The sequence below is a fragment of the Streptomyces sp. NPDC048383 genome (genome assembly GCF_040651775.1).
In the GTDB taxonomy this organism is placed as follows: Bacteria; Actinomycetota; Actinomycetes; order Streptomycetales; family Streptomycetaceae; genus Streptomyces.
In genome coordinates this window covers 1-14,265 of the sequence record NZ_JBEZKS010000052.1, presented here as the reverse complement: position 1 = coordinate 14,265, position 14,265 = coordinate 1, and the positions used below count along the sequence as shown (strand labels likewise).

10 protein-coding genes are annotated in these 14,265 nt (G+C 73.2%); 6 read left to right on the top strand and 4 right to left on the bottom strand.

Annotated elements, in window-relative coordinates; translation table 11 throughout:
* Positions 1 to 72 precede the first annotated feature (72 nt).
* Positions 73 to 1,761 carry a peptidoglycan DD-metalloendopeptidase family protein gene (locus tag AB0D46_RS29190; RefSeq protein ID WP_362881832.1) on the bottom strand — a complete coding sequence of 563 codons (1,689 nt, stop codon included), beginning with the start codon at positions 1,759 to 1,761 and terminating at the stop codon, positions 73 to 75.
* A gap of 261 nt (positions 1,762 to 2,022) precedes the next feature.
* Positions 2,023 to 2,937 (bottom strand): alpha/beta fold hydrolase, encoded by a 915-nt coding sequence (locus AB0D46_RS29185; protein WP_362881830.1) that lies wholly within the window; start codon positions 2,935 to 2,937, stop codon positions 2,023 to 2,025.
* A gap of 210 nt (positions 2,938 to 3,147) precedes the next feature.
* Here AB0D46_RS29185 and AB0D46_RS29180 point away from each other — a divergent pair, with 210 nt between their 5' ends.
* Positions 3,148 to 3,549: a cobalamin B12-binding domain-containing protein gene (locus AB0D46_RS29180; RefSeq protein ID WP_362881828.1), complete on the top strand. Its 402-nt coding sequence runs from the start codon at positions 3,148 to 3,150 to the stop codon at positions 3,547 to 3,549.
* A gap of 130 nt (positions 3,550 to 3,679) precedes the next feature.
* Here AB0D46_RS29180 and AB0D46_RS29175 read toward each other — a convergent pair whose 3' ends face one another.
* A complete protein-coding gene (locus AB0D46_RS29175; RefSeq protein WP_362881826.1) occupies positions 3,680 to 5,266 on the bottom strand; it encodes a DUF5691 domain-containing protein in 1,587 nt (528 codons plus the stop codon).
* Between the two features lie 179 nt (positions 5,267 to 5,445).
* Positions 5,446 to 6,783: an SWIM zinc finger family protein gene (locus AB0D46_RS29170; protein ID WP_362881824.1), complete on the bottom strand. Its 1,338-nt coding sequence runs from the start codon at positions 6,781 to 6,783 to the stop codon at positions 5,446 to 5,448.
* A gap of 134 nt (positions 6,784 to 6,917) precedes the next feature.
* Here AB0D46_RS29170 and AB0D46_RS29165 point away from each other — a divergent pair, with 134 nt between their 5' ends.
* The 5 genes from AB0D46_RS29165 (at position 6,918) to sucD (ending at position 14,127) form a co-directional block, all read left to right on the top strand.
* Entirely contained in the window at positions 6,918 to 8,024 is a 1,107-nt protein-coding gene (locus tag AB0D46_RS29165; protein WP_362881822.1) for an AAA family ATPase, read from the top strand.
* Complete coding sequence (locus AB0D46_RS29160; RefSeq protein ID WP_362881820.1) at positions 8,021 to 10,312, top strand: DUF5682 family protein; 2,292 nt, start codon at positions 8,021 to 8,023, stop codon at positions 10,310 to 10,312. Before AB0D46_RS29165 ends, AB0D46_RS29160 begins: the two co-directional genes overlap by 4 nt.
* 226 nt (positions 10,313 to 10,538) lie before the next feature.
* Positions 10,539 to 11,732 carry a VWA domain-containing protein gene (locus AB0D46_RS29155; protein WP_362881819.1) on the top strand — a complete coding sequence of 398 codons (1,194 nt, stop codon included), beginning with the start codon at positions 10,539 to 10,541 and terminating at the stop codon, positions 11,730 to 11,732.
* Between the two features lie 289 nt (positions 11,733 to 12,021).
* Positions 12,022 to 13,215: an ADP-forming succinate--CoA ligase subunit beta gene (sucC, locus tag AB0D46_RS29150; protein ID WP_362881817.1), complete on the top strand. Its 1,194-nt coding sequence runs from the start codon at positions 12,022 to 12,024 to the stop codon at positions 13,213 to 13,215.
* Positions 13,216 to 13,236: 21 nt separating this feature from the next.
* Positions 13,237 to 14,127, top strand: coding sequence for a succinate--CoA ligase subunit alpha (gene sucD, locus AB0D46_RS29145; protein WP_362881815.1), 891 nt, complete (start codon positions 13,237 to 13,239; stop codon positions 14,125 to 14,127).
* Positions 14,128 to 14,265 lie beyond the last annotated feature (138 nt).

Sequence of the window (14,265 nt, the reverse complement as noted above, 5' to 3'; positions counted from 1 at the left end):
GCCGGGCGTCATCGCCCCGTCGCCCCACGGTCCGACGGCCCGAGGTCCCACACCTCGGGCCGGGCGGGTGCGTTACCGCGGGTCCAGGCCGTGGCTGCGCAGCCAGGCCAGCGGGTCGATCGCGGAGCCGCCGCCCGGTCGCACCTCGAAGTGCAGGTGCGGGCCCGTGGAGTTGCCGGAGTTGCCGGAGTAGGCGATGACGTCGCCGGCCTTGACCTTGCCGGAGCGGATCTTGGTGCTGCCGAGGTGGCAGTACCAGGTCTCGGTGCCGTCGGGCGAGGTCACTATGGCCATGTTCCCGTAGGCGCTGTTCCACTGGGTGCGCACGGTGCCGTCGGTGGCGGCCATGACCGGGGTGCCGTAGGAGACCGGGAAGTCGATGCCGGTGTGCACGGACATCCACATGCCGCCGGCCTGCCCGAAGCTGGCGGAGAGCCCGTTCTGGGTGACGGGCACCGCGAACTTGGGCCGGGCCGCCTCCTTGGCGGCGGCCTCCTCGGCCCGCTTCTTCTTCTCGTCCTCCTGGCGCTGGCGCAGGTCGATGCGTTCCTGTGTGCGGCTCGCGCGGTCCGCGAAGTCACCGGCGTCGGCGCTGAGCGCGGCCAGTTGGGTGTCGAGCTTGTTGTTCGCGGCGACCGGCTGCACCGAGGCGGGATCGGGCGCCGCCATCGTGGTGGTCTCCTCGGACGGCTTCTCGGTGCTCCCGGCGAGTCCGCCGACCGAGGCCGCGGCCACTCCTGCGACGCCCATGACGCAGGCGGACGGCACCGCGACGGTCAGCAGGGCGGAACGCTTGGCCGGGGTGCGGCGGCGGGTGTTGCCGCCGGCGCCACCGGTCTTGACGGGGGTGGTCCTGGCGCCGCCCTTGGACGTGGGCGTGGACGTGGACCCGGATGTGGGCGTGGGCGCGGGCGTTGCCTTCGCCTTCGTCTTCGCCGACCCCTTGGCCCCGGCCCGCCGGGACGGGCGCGGCTCGCTCGGGGTGACCGGCATGGCCTGGGTGGGCAGGTCGTGCACGCCGTCGATGAAGACCGGTTCGTTCGCGGACGGAGCGGTCACCGCCTCGAAGACGGAGGTCTCGGCGGTGTGCAGGTCGGCCTCGGCCCGGCCTTCGACGTACGGATCGGCGTAGGGCTCCGGGGAGGTGCCGGCGTAGGACTCGGTGTACGGATCGGCGTAGGAGTCCGCGTAGCCGTCGCCGTACGGGCCTGCGCTCTCGGCGGCCGGGACGACCGGGACGACGGTCGTGGCCTCGTAACCGTAGGAGGCCGACTGGGAGTTGACGTCGACGTAGGTCCGGGGGCCGGTGTCGGTGACCGGTTCGGTGATCCCGCCGCCGTTCCAGGCGGTGGCGTCGTAGGTGCCGGTCTCCTGCCCGTATCCCGGGAGGGTCCAGTGACCCGTCTGCTCCGAGGCGGTGGGGTCGTGGCCGAAGGACGCCGAGTCCCAGCCGATTCCGGTTCCGGTCCCGTTCCACGCGCTCGCGTCCCACTGCCCGGTGCCGTCGTCGGGCACGCCCTGGCTGGGCACGGTCGGCAGGTAGGTCTCCGGCGCGGACCACGCGGTGGTGTCGTACGAACCGGTCGACGGGTACGAGCCGTAGGCGTCGTAGGTGCCGGAAGCCGTGTAATCCGCAGGGTATTGGTAGCCTTGGCTCTGCGTTTCATAGGAAACGTAGGCCTGGTCACCAGCGAAAGTGGTGGTGGAAAGGCCGTCGTACCCGGTTTCGGGGTACTGGCCCGACGTCGGGCGGTCGTTCACCAACTTCTCTTTCGCCTCGGCAGTGGGGGGCCTGGGTGGCCGGGGAACTCAAGGTTCACCGGAGGAGAGCAGTGGCGTGACTGTACCCGTCGGTTACTGGGGACGACAATCTTCGGCGGGTTCCGTTCTTACGGGATCGGGGCATTCGGCGCCCTTTCGGTCCTCCGAACACCGAGCCTTGGCCTTGAGTTCGAAATTAGTTCGACTGGGGTTGGGAGGGAGCGCGAGCGCGCCTCCGGTGTGTTCGTGTCTCCGGGGCGCTCACATGGCCAGGCTTTGGCCCTCGGTTCCCGTGGAAGCGGTGAGGCCGGTGGCGGGAGCGGTCGGCGCCGTCGGCGCGCTCGATGTCCTGGCGGGCGCCGTCGCGTCGGTGACCGGGCCGTCCAGGGCGCGGCGAACGGCGGCGATCACGGCGGGATGGACCGGCAGGGCCAGGTGACCGATGCCGGTGACCTGCACGTTCGTCGCGTCCAGGTCCGGGTGCTCGATCCTGGCCGTCCCCGTCGGCGCCATCAGGGTGTCGAACTCGCTCCAGAAGGCGACGCACCGGGTCCGGCAGCCGGGCGACGGGGCACGCAGTTCCGTCAGCACCTCGGACTCCGGACGCATCTGCCGGACCAGCGGGTGCGCGTCCATGAAGGGCGCCACCCGGGTGCCGGCGTGAGGGGTGCCGAGCGTGACGAGCGTCCGCACCCGCGCGTCCCCGCCGAGCCGCTGCACGTAGTAACGGGCGACGAGGCCACCGAGACTGTGCCCGACGAGGTCCACCCGGTCCTGCCCGCTGCGCTCGCACAGTTCCTCGATCCGCCGGGCGAGATGGCGGGCCGTGACGCGCAGATCGCGGGTGAAGGGGGAGTAGTTGTACGTCTCCACCCGGCGCAGACCGTCCGCGCCGAGGGCGCGCCGCAGCAGGACGAAGACCGAACGGTTGTCGGTGAACCCGTGCAGGAGCAGTACGGGGGGACGCTGTCCGGGGTGGGCGGGTTCGGCGGTGGCGTCCGGGTCGGCGACGGCGTCGTCGGGGTCGGTGTGCGTGGTTGCCGGCGCCGGGCGCTCTTCGAGGAGTCCGGTGGGATAGAGGAGGAGGTGGCCGGCCAGGACGACGGCCTCCAGGACGGCGGCGCGCAGGGCCGCTCCGGTCATCGACAGCGGCAGCGGTGTGATCGACAGCCCCATGGACGGCCCTCCCCTGGACCTCTCGGGGACACGGCCGCACCGCCGAAGCGACCCCGCCACCGTGCCGGGCGGCTGTCGGCGCGGTGGCGGGGCGACTCGGCGGTGAAGGATCCGCTGTGTCCCACGTGTGATTTCCCCCTCCCGGTTGACCGCGAAACGGTGCGGTGCGCGATGCTGTACTTAACGTTCGTTCACTCGGGAGGCAGTGCGATGGGTGTGACCGGTCCGATCCGTGTGGTGGTGGCCAAGCCGGGTCTCGACGGCCACGACCGGGGTGCCAAGGTGATCGCACGTGCGCTGCGCGACGCCGGCATGGAGGTCATTTACACCGGCCTCCACCAGACCCCCGAACAGATCGTGGACACCGCCATTCAGGAGGACGCCGACGCGATCGGTCTCTCGATCCTGTCCGGCGCCCACAACACGCTGTTCGCGCGCGTGCTGGAGCTCCTGAAGGAGCGGGACGCGGCGGACATCAAGGTGTTCGGCGGCGGGATCATCCCCGAGGACGACATCGCTCCGCTCAAGGCGAAGGGGGTCGCGGAGATCTTCACGCCGGGGGCGACCACCACGGCGATCGTGGACTGGGTCAACGGGAACGTGCGGCAGTAGTTGCCGTCGGCCCCGGCCCTGTCGGCCCCGGCCCCGTCGGGGCCGGGGCCGGTTCGGGTCGGCGCCGGGTCGTTGTGGTGGCCCCGACCTGTGTGGGCCCGCCCTGTGGGGGGGCGGCGGGGCATCGTTCTCAAGGGGTCGGTGGGGTGAGCTCGGTGAGCATCGTTGCGCGGAGGCGGAGGGTGGCCACCAGGCGTTGGAAGGCTTCCGACCAGTAGGCGGCCGCGCCCGGGGAGGCGTCCGGCGGGTCCTGGGCGCCGGCGGTGAGGGCCTCCAGGTGGGCGGCTTCCGTGGGGTCGAGGCAGCGTTCGGCCAGGCCCATCACCCCGCTGAAGCTCCACGGGTAGCTACCCGCCTCTCGGGCGGAGTCGAGGGCTTCGACCACGGCCCGGCCCAAGGCCCCGGACCACGGGACCAGGCAGACGCCGAGTAGCTGGAAGGCCTCCGAGAGGCCGTGGGCCCGTATGAACTCCGCTACCCAGGAAGCCCGTTCGTCCTCCGCGAGGGTTTCCAACAGCTTCGCGCGTTCGGCCAGGGACGCGGTGCCCGGGCCCGCCGCCGGTGGTGCCGAGGGTGCGCCGAGGAGGGCCTTCGACCACTCCGCGTCGCCTTGGCGGACGGCCGCCCGGCACCACGCCGCGTGCAGTTCCTCCGCCCAGCCCTCGGCCACCGTCAGGGCCACGATCTCCGCCGGGCCGAGCCCGCCGAACCGGTCCCGCCAGCAGGCCAACGGCGCCGCCTCCACGAGTTGGCCGAGCCACCAGGCCCGTTCGCCGCGTCCCGCCGGGGGGCGCTTGACCACGCCGTCGCGGAGCATGCCCGCGTCGCACTCGGCGGGCGGGGTCACCGATCGCGGGCCGACGCAGGCCAGGGCCCGCTCCGCCATCCGACCGGCCAGGGCGGAGCCCGGCAGGGCCGACAGCAGTTCGGCGGCGGTCGCCCGTACGTTGCGGCTGCGGTCCCCGAGCGCGGATTCCAGGAACGGCTCGTCCGTGGGGGACAGGCCTTCCCTGAGGGAGTCCAGGAACATCAGCCGGTCCTCGGCCCGTTCGGTGGACCAGGTGGTGGCCAGCAGACGGGGCGCGGCCGCCGCCTCGTGTGCCCGGACGGCGCCCAGCAGGGCGACCCGTTCGGCGAACAGCCCCTCCTCCCAGAGCCGGTTCACCGCCTCCTGGTCGGCGGGGTCGGGCAGTTCGCCGGCGCCGCCCGTCCCGCCGCGCAGCGCGAACCGCCAGTCCGGGTTGAACCGGGCCAGCCACAGGCCCCGCGCCCCGGCCAGGGCGAGGGCCTGGGGGCGCAGGTCGGTCCGGGCCCGGGCCGCGTCCAGCAGCGCCGGGACCAGCGCCGACGGGGCCCGGTAGCCGTGCCGCGCCGCGGTGGCGAGCCACTGCGGCAGCAGTTCCGTCAGGTCGGGTGAGGCTCCGCGCCGGCCGCCGGCGCTGCCCGCGCCCGTGCGGCCCGCCAGGAGTTGCGCGAGCCGCCGCCGGGCCGCGTCCGGCGGCGCCGGACGCGGATCCCGTGGTGCGGGTGGCGGCAACGGGCCGGCCGGGGCCGGCCGGAGCCCGGCGCGGCGGCGCAGGGTCTGCACGGCCGCCGCGTCGAGCAGGGCCTGCGGTGCGCCGCCCCGTCGCTCGGTTCCCAGCAGCGCGACGGCGACCAGTTCCTCCCAGTCCTGCGGTGCCGCGCTCTTCTCGTTCGCCTCGGCCGTGCCGTTCATCGGACCCCTCCCTCTTGTCGTTCCGTGCTCCGGTCCCGCCCCCTCCGCGGGACCGGAGCGTCCGTGTCGGATCGGTCAGTGCCTCAGCTCGCGTGGTTGTCGTTCATCAAAGCCCCCCGGCTTACTCGTTTCCTCACGACGGCGCCCCCGCGCCGTCGCTTCCTGCTCCCCGCCCGACGTCACCCGAGGGCGACCGGCTCCGCCCCCTGCGGATGCCATGCCGTCAGCGGGGTGAACCCGCGGTGACCGCACTCGCCGAACACCGTGACGGGGCCGCCGCCCGAGAGGGCGGCCAGCTGCCACAGGCCCGACCGTGGACGGCCTCCGGCGAGGTGCACCGGCAGTGCGAACTCCCCTTGGGCGTCCGCGAGTTGCCAGCCGCCGTCGCCCGATTCCCCCGGTATCGGGATCACCGGGCCCAGTACCACCGGCCACGACTCCAGCCACGGGTCCTCCCGCAGCGCGTCGCCGTACGCGGCCAGTGCCTCCTGCGTGCCCACCCCGGCCGGAACCCGGGTGTCCGCCGCCGCTGCCGCGAACCGTTCTCCCAGGTCCGCCCGCAGCCCCGCCGAACCGGGACGGAAGCGGGCTTCCGCCTCCAGCACCAGGCCGACCGGCAGGGCCGACCCCGGCGGCCGCCCGGGCGGTCCGAAGTCCAGCACCAGGGCCGGGCGCCCGCTCCCCAGCCCGTGCAGCCAGATCCGGCGGGTGATGAGCCGGCCGTCCGGGGACGCCGAGTCGTACTGGGCCAGGACGAGCCAGTGGTCCCGTACGGTTTCGCCCTCCCCCGAGGACGGCAGCCCCACCCGGCTCCGGACGGTCGCGGCCAGCGGTTCCGGCAGCCCGGACGCCCCCAGCCAGGCCCTGTCCAGCAGGTGCAGCAGCGCGAACTCCTCAAGCATCCGCGCGGGCCAGCCCGGGCCGCAACCGGGTATTGTCCCCAACTCCCTTACCCGGGAGGCCAATCCCGGAGCCTGCGCGTCGACCATCCGGGCCGCCGTCTCCTCCCACGGCGCGTACCCCGCCTGCTCCTGGCCGGCCAGGCCCGCGCGCACCAGGTCCACGAGCCGCTGTTCCAGCTCGGTGACCCCCGCGCCGATCCGTTCCGCCCGCCGCAGGGCGCGGCGCCTGGCCCCCTCCTCGTCCACCGGTCCGGCCACCGGCCGGGCGGTCTTCGCCGCCCGCTCCGTCAGCCATTCCCCCGCCCAGTCCGGTGCGTCGACCGGATCCCCCACCCCTTCCGCCGCCCACAGCAGCAGCAGTCCCAGCGCGTGCTTGCACGGGAACTTCCGGCTCGGGCAGGAGCACTTGTACGCCGGCCCCGTCAGGTCCACGACCGTCCGGTACGGCGTGCTGCCGCTGCCCTTGCACCACCCCCACACCGCACCGGAAGCGGAACCTCCGGTCTGCGACCACGGACCCGCCCCGCCCAGCCTGCCCCCCGCCTTGCGCGACGCCTCGTCAGGAGCCAGGGCCAGTACCTGTTCCGTCGTCCAACGAACCCCCTGCTCAGTCATGGGAACCACCGTAGGGACCCCCACTGACAATCGCTCTGACCTGCAACAACGGCTCGAACGACGGGTGTTGTCAGTGGCATGGTGCACCTTGGGTGCAGCAGCCGGAAGCGGCTGGAGAGCCTTGGAGGGGGACCATGACCACGATCGAGAACGAGAGCCCCGCAGAAGCCCTGCGACCGCACGCCGAGGACGCCTTCGCGCACGAACTGAAAGCCCTGGCCGCCGCCGACGACCGTCCCCGGCCCACCCGTTGGAAGCTCTCCCCGTGGGCCGTGGCGACCTACCTGCTCGGCGGCACGCTCGACGACGGCACCGTCATCACGCCCAAGTACGTCGGCCCGCGCCGCATCGTCGAAGTGGCCGTCACCACCCTTGCCACCGATCGCGCCCTGCTCCTCCTCGGCGTCCCGGGCACCGCCAAGACCTGGGTCTCCGAACACCTCGCCGCCGCCGTCAGCGGGGACTCCACGCTCCTCGTCCAAGGCACCGCCGGCACCCCCGAGGAAGCCATCCGCTACGGCTGGAACTACGCCCGCCTCCTCGCCCACGGACCGAGCCGCGAAGCCCTCGTCCCCAGCCCCGTCATGCGGGCCATGGCCGAGGGCATGACCGCCCGCGTCGAGGAACTCACCCGCATCCCCGCCGACGTCCAGGACACGCTCATCACCGTCCTGTCCGAGAAGACGCTCCCGATACCGGAGCTGGGCCAAGAGGTGCAGGCCGTTCGCGGGTTCAACCTCATCGCCACCGCCAACGACCGCGACCGCGGGGTCAACGAGCTGTCCAGCGCGCTGCGCCGGCGCTTCAACACCGTGGTCCTGCCGCTGCCCGCCACCGCCGACGCCGAGGTCGACATCGTCGCCCGCCGCGTCGACCAGATGGGCCGCTCGCTCGACCTGCCCGCCGCACCCGAGGGCCTGGAGGAGATCCGTCGGGTCGTCACCGTCTTCCGCGAGCTGCGCGACGGGGTCACCGGCGACGGCCGGACGAAGGTGAAGTCGCCCAGCGGGACCCTGTCCACGGCCGAGGCCATCTCCGTCGTCACCGGCGGGCTCGCGCTCGCCGCGCACTTCGGGGACGGCGTCCTGCGCCCCTCCGACGTGGCCGCCGGGATCATGGGCGCCGTCATCCGCGACCCGGCCGCCGACCGGGTCGTATGGCAGGAGTACCTGGAGGCCGTGGTCCGCGAGCGGGACGGCTGGAAGGACTTCTACCGCGCCTGCCGGGAGGTCTCGGCATGAGCCCGGCCGCCAAAGGGCCGCTGCTGCTGGGCGTGCGCCACCACGGGCCGGGCTCCGCGCGGGCGGTGCGGGCCGCCCTGGACGCGGCGCAGCCCCGGGCCGTGCTGATCGAGGGCCCGCCCGAGGGGGACGCTCTGCTGCCGCTGGCGGCCGAGCCCGGGATGCGTCCGCCCGTCGCCCTGCTCGCGCACGCCGCCGACGATCCGGGCCGGGCCGCGTTCTGGCCGCTGGCCGGGTTCTCCCCGGAGTGGGTCGCCATCCGCTGGGCGCAGGCGCGGGACGTGCCGGTGCGCTTCATCGACCTGCCGGCCGCGCACTCCCTCGCCGCGCCGGCGCCCGAGGGGGAGACGGGCGCCGGCGACGGGGAGGGGGCCGGCGACGTCCGGCTGGACCCGCTCGGGGTGTTGGCCGAGGCCGCCGGGTACGACGACCCCGAACGTTGGTGGGAGGACGTCGTCGAGCACCGCGGCAGCGGCGCCGCGGGCGATCCGCTCGCCGCCTTCGAGGCCCTCGCGGAGGCCATGGGGGCCCTGCGCGAGGCGTACGGGGACGGCGGCCACCCGCGTGATCCGGTCCGCGAGGCCCACATGCGGCAGCGGATGCGGGCCGCCCGGCGGGAGTTCGGCGACGACTACGCCGTGGTCTGCGGGGCCTGGCACGTCCCGGCGCTGGCCGCCAAGGCGACGGCGAGCGCCGACAAGGCGCTGCTTACCGGCCTGCCCAAGGTCAAGGTGGAGACCACCTGGGTGCCCTGGACCCACCGCAGGCTCGCGCGGGCCGGCGGGTACGGGGCGGGCATCACCTCGCCCGGCTGGTACGCCCACCTGTTCGCGGCCCGCGACCGACCCGTCGAGCGGTGGCTGACCAAGGTCGCCGGTCTGCTGCGCGAGGAGGACTTCCAGGTTTCCTCCGCCCACGTCATCGAGGCGGTCCGGCTGGCCTCGACCCTGGCCGCGGTGCGCGGCCGGCCGCTGCCGGGGCTCACCGAGACCCTGGAGGCGGTCCGGGCCGTCATGTGCGACGGCTCCGACGTGCCGCTCGCGCTGATCGAGGACCGGCTCGTCGTCGGGGACGTCCTCGGCGAGGTCCCGGACGAGGCACCCGTCGTACCGCTCCAGCGGGACCTCACCCGCAGTCTGCGCTCGCTGCGGCTCAAGGCGGAGGCGCAGGAGCGCGAGCTGGAACTGGACCTGCGCAAGGACACCGACACGGCCAAGTCCCTGCTGCTGCACCGGCTGAGGCTGCTCGGGATCGACTGGGGCGTGCCCGTCGCCTCCCGGGGCAGCACCGGGACCTTCCGGGAGACCTGGCGGCTGCGCTGGGAGCCGGAGCTGTCGGTCCGGGTCGCCGAGGCCGGGATCTGGGGCACCACCGTCCTGGGGGCGGCCACCGCCAGGGCCGAGGCCGACGCGGCCGGGGCCGATGACCTGGGGGCCGTCACGGCGCTCGCCGAACGGTGCCTGCTGGCCGGGCTGTCGCAGGCGCTGCCGGCCGTGCTGCGGGCGCTCGCCGACCGGGCGGCGCTCGACACCGATGTGGCGGGCCTGGCCAAGGCGCTGCCGGCGCTGGCCCGTTCGCTTCGGTACGGGGACGTCCGGGGGACGGACGCGGCGGCGCTCGGCGCGGTCGCCGCCGGGCTCGCCGAGCGGATCTGCGTGGCGCTGCCGCCCGCGTGCGCGGCCGGACTGGACGCCGACGGGGCGGCCGAACTGCGCACCCATGTGGACGGCGTGCACGGGGCGCTGGCCCTGCTGGCGGACGCCCGGGAGGCCGGCGGGCTGCGCGAGCGCTGGTCGGCGGTCCTGCGGGCGCTGGCCGAGCGGGACAGCGTGCCCGGGTTGATCCGCGGCCGGGCCGCGCGGCTGCTGCTGGACGACGGCCGGCTCCCGCCCGAGGAGACGGCCCGACTGATGGGCCTCGCCCTGTCCCCGGCGTCCGCGCCGGCCGACGCGGCGGGCTGGATCGAGGGGTTCGCCGGCGGGAGCGCGGGCGGCGGCACGCTGCTGGTCCACGACGAGCGGCTGCTGGGCCTGATCGACGCCTGGTTGGTGTCGGTGCCGGAGGGCGCCTTCATCGACGTACTGCCGCTGCTGCGGCGGACGTTCGGGGGGTACGAACCGGGGGTGAAGCGGGCCTTGGGCGAACTGGTCCGGCGCGGACCCGGGGGGCGGGCCGCGGCCGCTGCGCCGGGCGGCGCCCGGGCGGGTTTCGCCGCCGAACCGGACCCGGTCCGGGCGGACGCGGCGGAAGGGCTGGTCCGGCTGCTGCTGTCCGCGGCGCCGGCCTAGTGCTGTGGCCGGAAGGGTTTGCCGGGTCGCGGTGTTCGGTGCGGTGCGTCGCGAGGCGGAGGGCCGCGGCTCGTACTGGACGTACTTCCGTGGTCCGACAACGCGGCGAGGTGCCGTGCCGGGCGCCGCGACCCGGTGGACCTTTCCGGTCCCAGCACCGGGTGGCCCGTACGCCTGTGGAGGCGGAGTACGGAACGCGTGGGAAACGACTGGAGGGGACGGGGACATGAGGGCAGCGCAGAACCCGGCGGAGAGCGCCGCGGGCGGGGACACCGGCGGCGACGCGGAGCGGCTGCGGCGGTGGCGGCTGGTGCTCGGCGGCGGCGAGGCCGACGGCACCGGCCGCACGCTGACCGGGCGGGACGCGGCGATGGACGCCGCACTGGGCGCGCTGTACGGCGGCGCGCGCGCCGGCGGCTCCCGCCGGGCCTCGGGGGAGCGGTCGGCCGGACTGGGCGGCAGCGCGCCGAACGTGGCGCGCTGGCTCGGGGACATCCGTACGTACTTCCCGGCCTCGGTGGTGCAGGTCATGCAGCGGGACGCGATCGAGCGGCTCGGGCTGGCCTCGCTGCTGCTGGAGCCGGAGATGCTGGAGGCCGTCGAGCCGGACGTCCACCTCGTCGGCACCCTGCTCTCGCTCAACAAGGCCATGCCGGACACCACGAAGGAGACGGCCCGGGCCGTCGTCCGCAAGGTGGTGGAGCAGCTGGAGAAGCGGCTGGCGACCCGTACCCGGGCCACGCTCACGGGCGCCCTGGACCGGTCCGCGCGGATCAACCGGCCCCGGCACCACGACATCGACTGGAACCGGACGATCCGGGCCAACCTCAAGAACTACCTGCCCGAGTACCGCACGGTCGTCCCAGAGCGGCTCATCGGTTACGGCCGGGCCTCGCAGTCGGTGAAGAAGGAGGTCATCCTCTGCATCGACCAGTCGGGCTCGATGGCGGCGTCCGTCGTCCACGCCTCCGTCTTCGGCGCGGTCCTCGCCTCCATGCGCTCGATCGCGACCCGACTGGTCGTCTTCGACACGGCGGTCGTCGACCTGACCGACCAGCTCGACGACCCCGTCGACGTCCTCTTCGGTACGCAGTTGGGCGGCGGCACCGACATCAACCGGGCGCTGGCCTACTGCCAGTCGAAGATCACCCGGCCCGCCGACACGGTGGTCGTCCTGATCAGTGACCTCTACGAGGGCGGCATACGCGACGAGATGCTCAAGCGGGTCGCCGCGATGAAGGGCGCCGGGGTGGAGTTCGTGACCCTGCTCGCGCTCTCCGACGAAGGCGCCCCCGCCTACGATCGCGAACACGCGGCGGCCCTCGCCGCCCTCGGGACGCCCGCGTTCGCCTGCACCCCCGATCTGTTCCCGGACGTGATGGCGGCGGCGCTGGAGAAGCGCCCCCTGCCGGTCCCCTGACGGGGGTCGTGCGCGGGCGCGCACCGTGCGGTCGTAAATCGGCAGATCACACGAACACGCAGTTCAACCGTCAGGGGATCTGTGACAGGTATCACCGCTCAGGTGTGATCTGCGATTTAGGGACCCACGGCCCACGGGGATAACCTGCGGGACGGACATGCCGCGTCCACGGTCACCGTGTGCGCCTTCCTTGTGACAGCGCCGTCACGTTGCCCTCCGCGGCACGCCCACGCAGATAGCAGACAACCGCGAATCACTGCGAATCTTTGAAGACAAGGGACGGACGCGCGTGGACCTGTTCGAGTACCAGGCGAGGGACCTCTTCGCCAAGCACGGTGTACCGGTGCTGGCCGGTGAAGTCATCGACACGCCTGAGGCGGCTCGCGAGGCCACCGAGAAGCTGGGCGGCAAGTCGGTAGTCAAGGCGCAGGTGAAGGTCGGCGGCCGCGGCAAGGCCGGCGGCGTCAAGCTGGCCGCCACCCCGGACGAGGCCGTCGCCCGTGCGACGGACATCCTGGGCATGGACATCAAGGGCCACACGGTCCACAAGGTGATGATCGCCGAGACCGCTCCCGAGATCCTCGAGGAGTACTACGTCTCGTACCTCCTCGACCGCACCAACCGCACCTTCCTGGCCATGGCCTCGGTGCAGGGCGGCATGGACATCGAGGAGGTCGCGGAGAAGACCCCCGAGGCCCTCGCGAAGGTCCCGGTCAACGCCAACGAGGGCGTCACGATCGAGAAGGCCCGCGAGATCGTCGGGCTGGCGAAGTTCCCGGCCGAGGTCGCCGAGAAGGTCGCCGAGGTCCTCGTGACCCTGTGGGCGACCTTCATCGCCGAGGACGCGCTCCTCGTCGAGGTCAACCCGCTCGCGAAGGTCGCCAACGGCGACATCATCGCGCTCGACGGCAAGGTCTCGCTCGACGAGAACGCCGAGTTCCGCCAGCCGGGCCACGTGGAGTTCGTGGACCACGCGGCCGCGAACCCGCTGGAGGCCGCCGCCAAGGCGAAGAACCTCAACTACGTCAAGCTCGACGGTGAGGTCGGCATCATCGGCAACGGCGCGGGTCTCGTCATGAGCACCCTCGACGTCGTCGCCTACGCCGGCGAGGCCTACCAGTCGGTGAACGGTGGCGGCGTCAAGCCGGCCAACTTCCTCGACATCGGTGGTGGCGCCTCCGCCGCCGTCATGGCGAACGGCCTGGAGATCATCCTCGGCGACCCGGACGTCAAGTCCGTCTTCGTCAACGTCTTCGGTGGCATCACCGCGTGCGACGAGGTCGCCAACGGCATCGTCCAGGCGCTGCAGCTGCTCGAGGACAAGGGCGAGGCGGTCACCAAGCCGCTGGTCGTCCGTCTCGACGGCAACAACGCCGAGCTGGGTCGCAAGATCCTGTCGGACGCCAACCACCCGCTGGTTCAGCGCGTGGACACCATGGACGGCGCGGCCGACAAGGCCGCCGAGCTCGCGGCTGCGAAGTAAGGGCAGAGGTCAAAGACTCACATGGCTATCTTCCTCAACAAGGACAGCAAGGTCATCGTCCAGGGCATGACCGGTGCCACGGGCATGAAGCACACCAAGCTGATGCTGGCTGACGGCACCAACATCGTCGGCGGCGTGAACCCGCGCAAGGCCGGCACCACCGTCGACTTCGACGGCACCGAGGTCCCGGTCTTCGGTTCCGTCGCCGAGGCGATCGAGAAGACGGGCGCCAACGTCTCCGTCCTCTTCGTCCCGCCGGCCTTCGCCAAGGCCGCCGTCGTCGAGGCCATCGACGCCGAGATCCCGCTGGCCGTCGTCATCACCGAGGGCATCGCGGTGCACGACTCCGCCGCCTTCTGGGCGTACGCGACCGCCAAGGGCAACAAGACCCGCATCATCGGCCCGAACTGCCCGGGTCTGATCACCCCCGGCCAGTCCAACGCCGGCATCATCCCGGGCGACATCACCAAGCCCGGCAAGATCGGTCTCGTGTCCAAGTCGGGCACGCTGACCTACCAGATGATGTACGAGCTGCGCGACATCGGCTTCACCTCCGCCGTCGGCATCGGTGGCGACCCGGTCATCGGCACCACGCACATCGACGCCCTGGAGGCCTTCGAGGCCGACCCGGACACCGAGCTGATCGTCATGATCGGTGAGATCGGCGGCGACGCCGAGGAGCGTGCGGCGGACTTCATCGCGAAGAACGTCACCAAGCCGGTCGTCGGTTACGTCGCGGGCTTCACCGCCCCCGAGGGCAAGACCATGGGCCACGCCGGCGCCATCGTCTCGGGTTCTTCCGGCACCGCACAGGCCAAGAAGGAAGCCCTCGAAGCCGCGGGCGTCAAGGTCGGCAAGACGCCGACCGAGACCGCGAAGCTGGCGCGCGAGATCCTCAACGCCGCGAAGTAGGCGGTCGCCGCCCGCACGTCGCGCACGCGAGTGCGCGGACGCGCGGAGCGAGCACGGGCGTGGGGGCGGCCGCGCGCGGGGGGGGGCCGCGCGGGCCGGCTGGGGCCGCGTCGTGCGGCAGCGCTGGGAGGGGAATCA

Bases quoted from the DNA above. Each gene is read 5' to 3' on its own strand.
- AB0D46_RS29185 (WP_362881830.1), bottom strand. From the start codon at position 2,937: ATGGGGCTGTCGATCACACCGCTGCCGCTGTCGATGACCGGAGCGGCC.
- AB0D46_RS29180 (WP_362881828.1), top strand. From the start codon at position 3,148: ATGGGTGTGACCGGTCCGATCCGTGTGGTGGTGGCCAAGCCGGGTCTC.
- AB0D46_RS29175 (WP_362881826.1), bottom strand. From the start codon at position 5,266: ATGAACGGCACGGCCGAGGCGAACGAGAAGAGCGCGGCACCGCAGGAC.
- AB0D46_RS29170 (WP_362881824.1), bottom strand. From the start codon at position 6,783: ATGACTGAGCAGGGGGTTCGTTGGACGACGGAACAGGTACTGGCCCTG.
- AB0D46_RS29165 (WP_362881822.1), top strand. From the start codon at position 6,918: ATGACCACGATCGAGAACGAGAGCCCCGCAGAAGCCCTGCGACCGCAC.
- AB0D46_RS29160 (WP_362881820.1), top strand. From the start codon at position 8,021: ATGAGCCCGGCCGCCAAAGGGCCGCTGCTGCTGGGCGTGCGCCACCAC.
- AB0D46_RS29155 (WP_362881819.1), top strand. From the start codon at position 10,539: ATGAGGGCAGCGCAGAACCCGGCGGAGAGCGCCGCGGGCGGGGACACC.
- sucD (WP_362881815.1), top strand. From the start codon at position 13,237: ATGGCTATCTTCCTCAACAAGGACAGCAAGGTCATCGTCCAGGGCATG.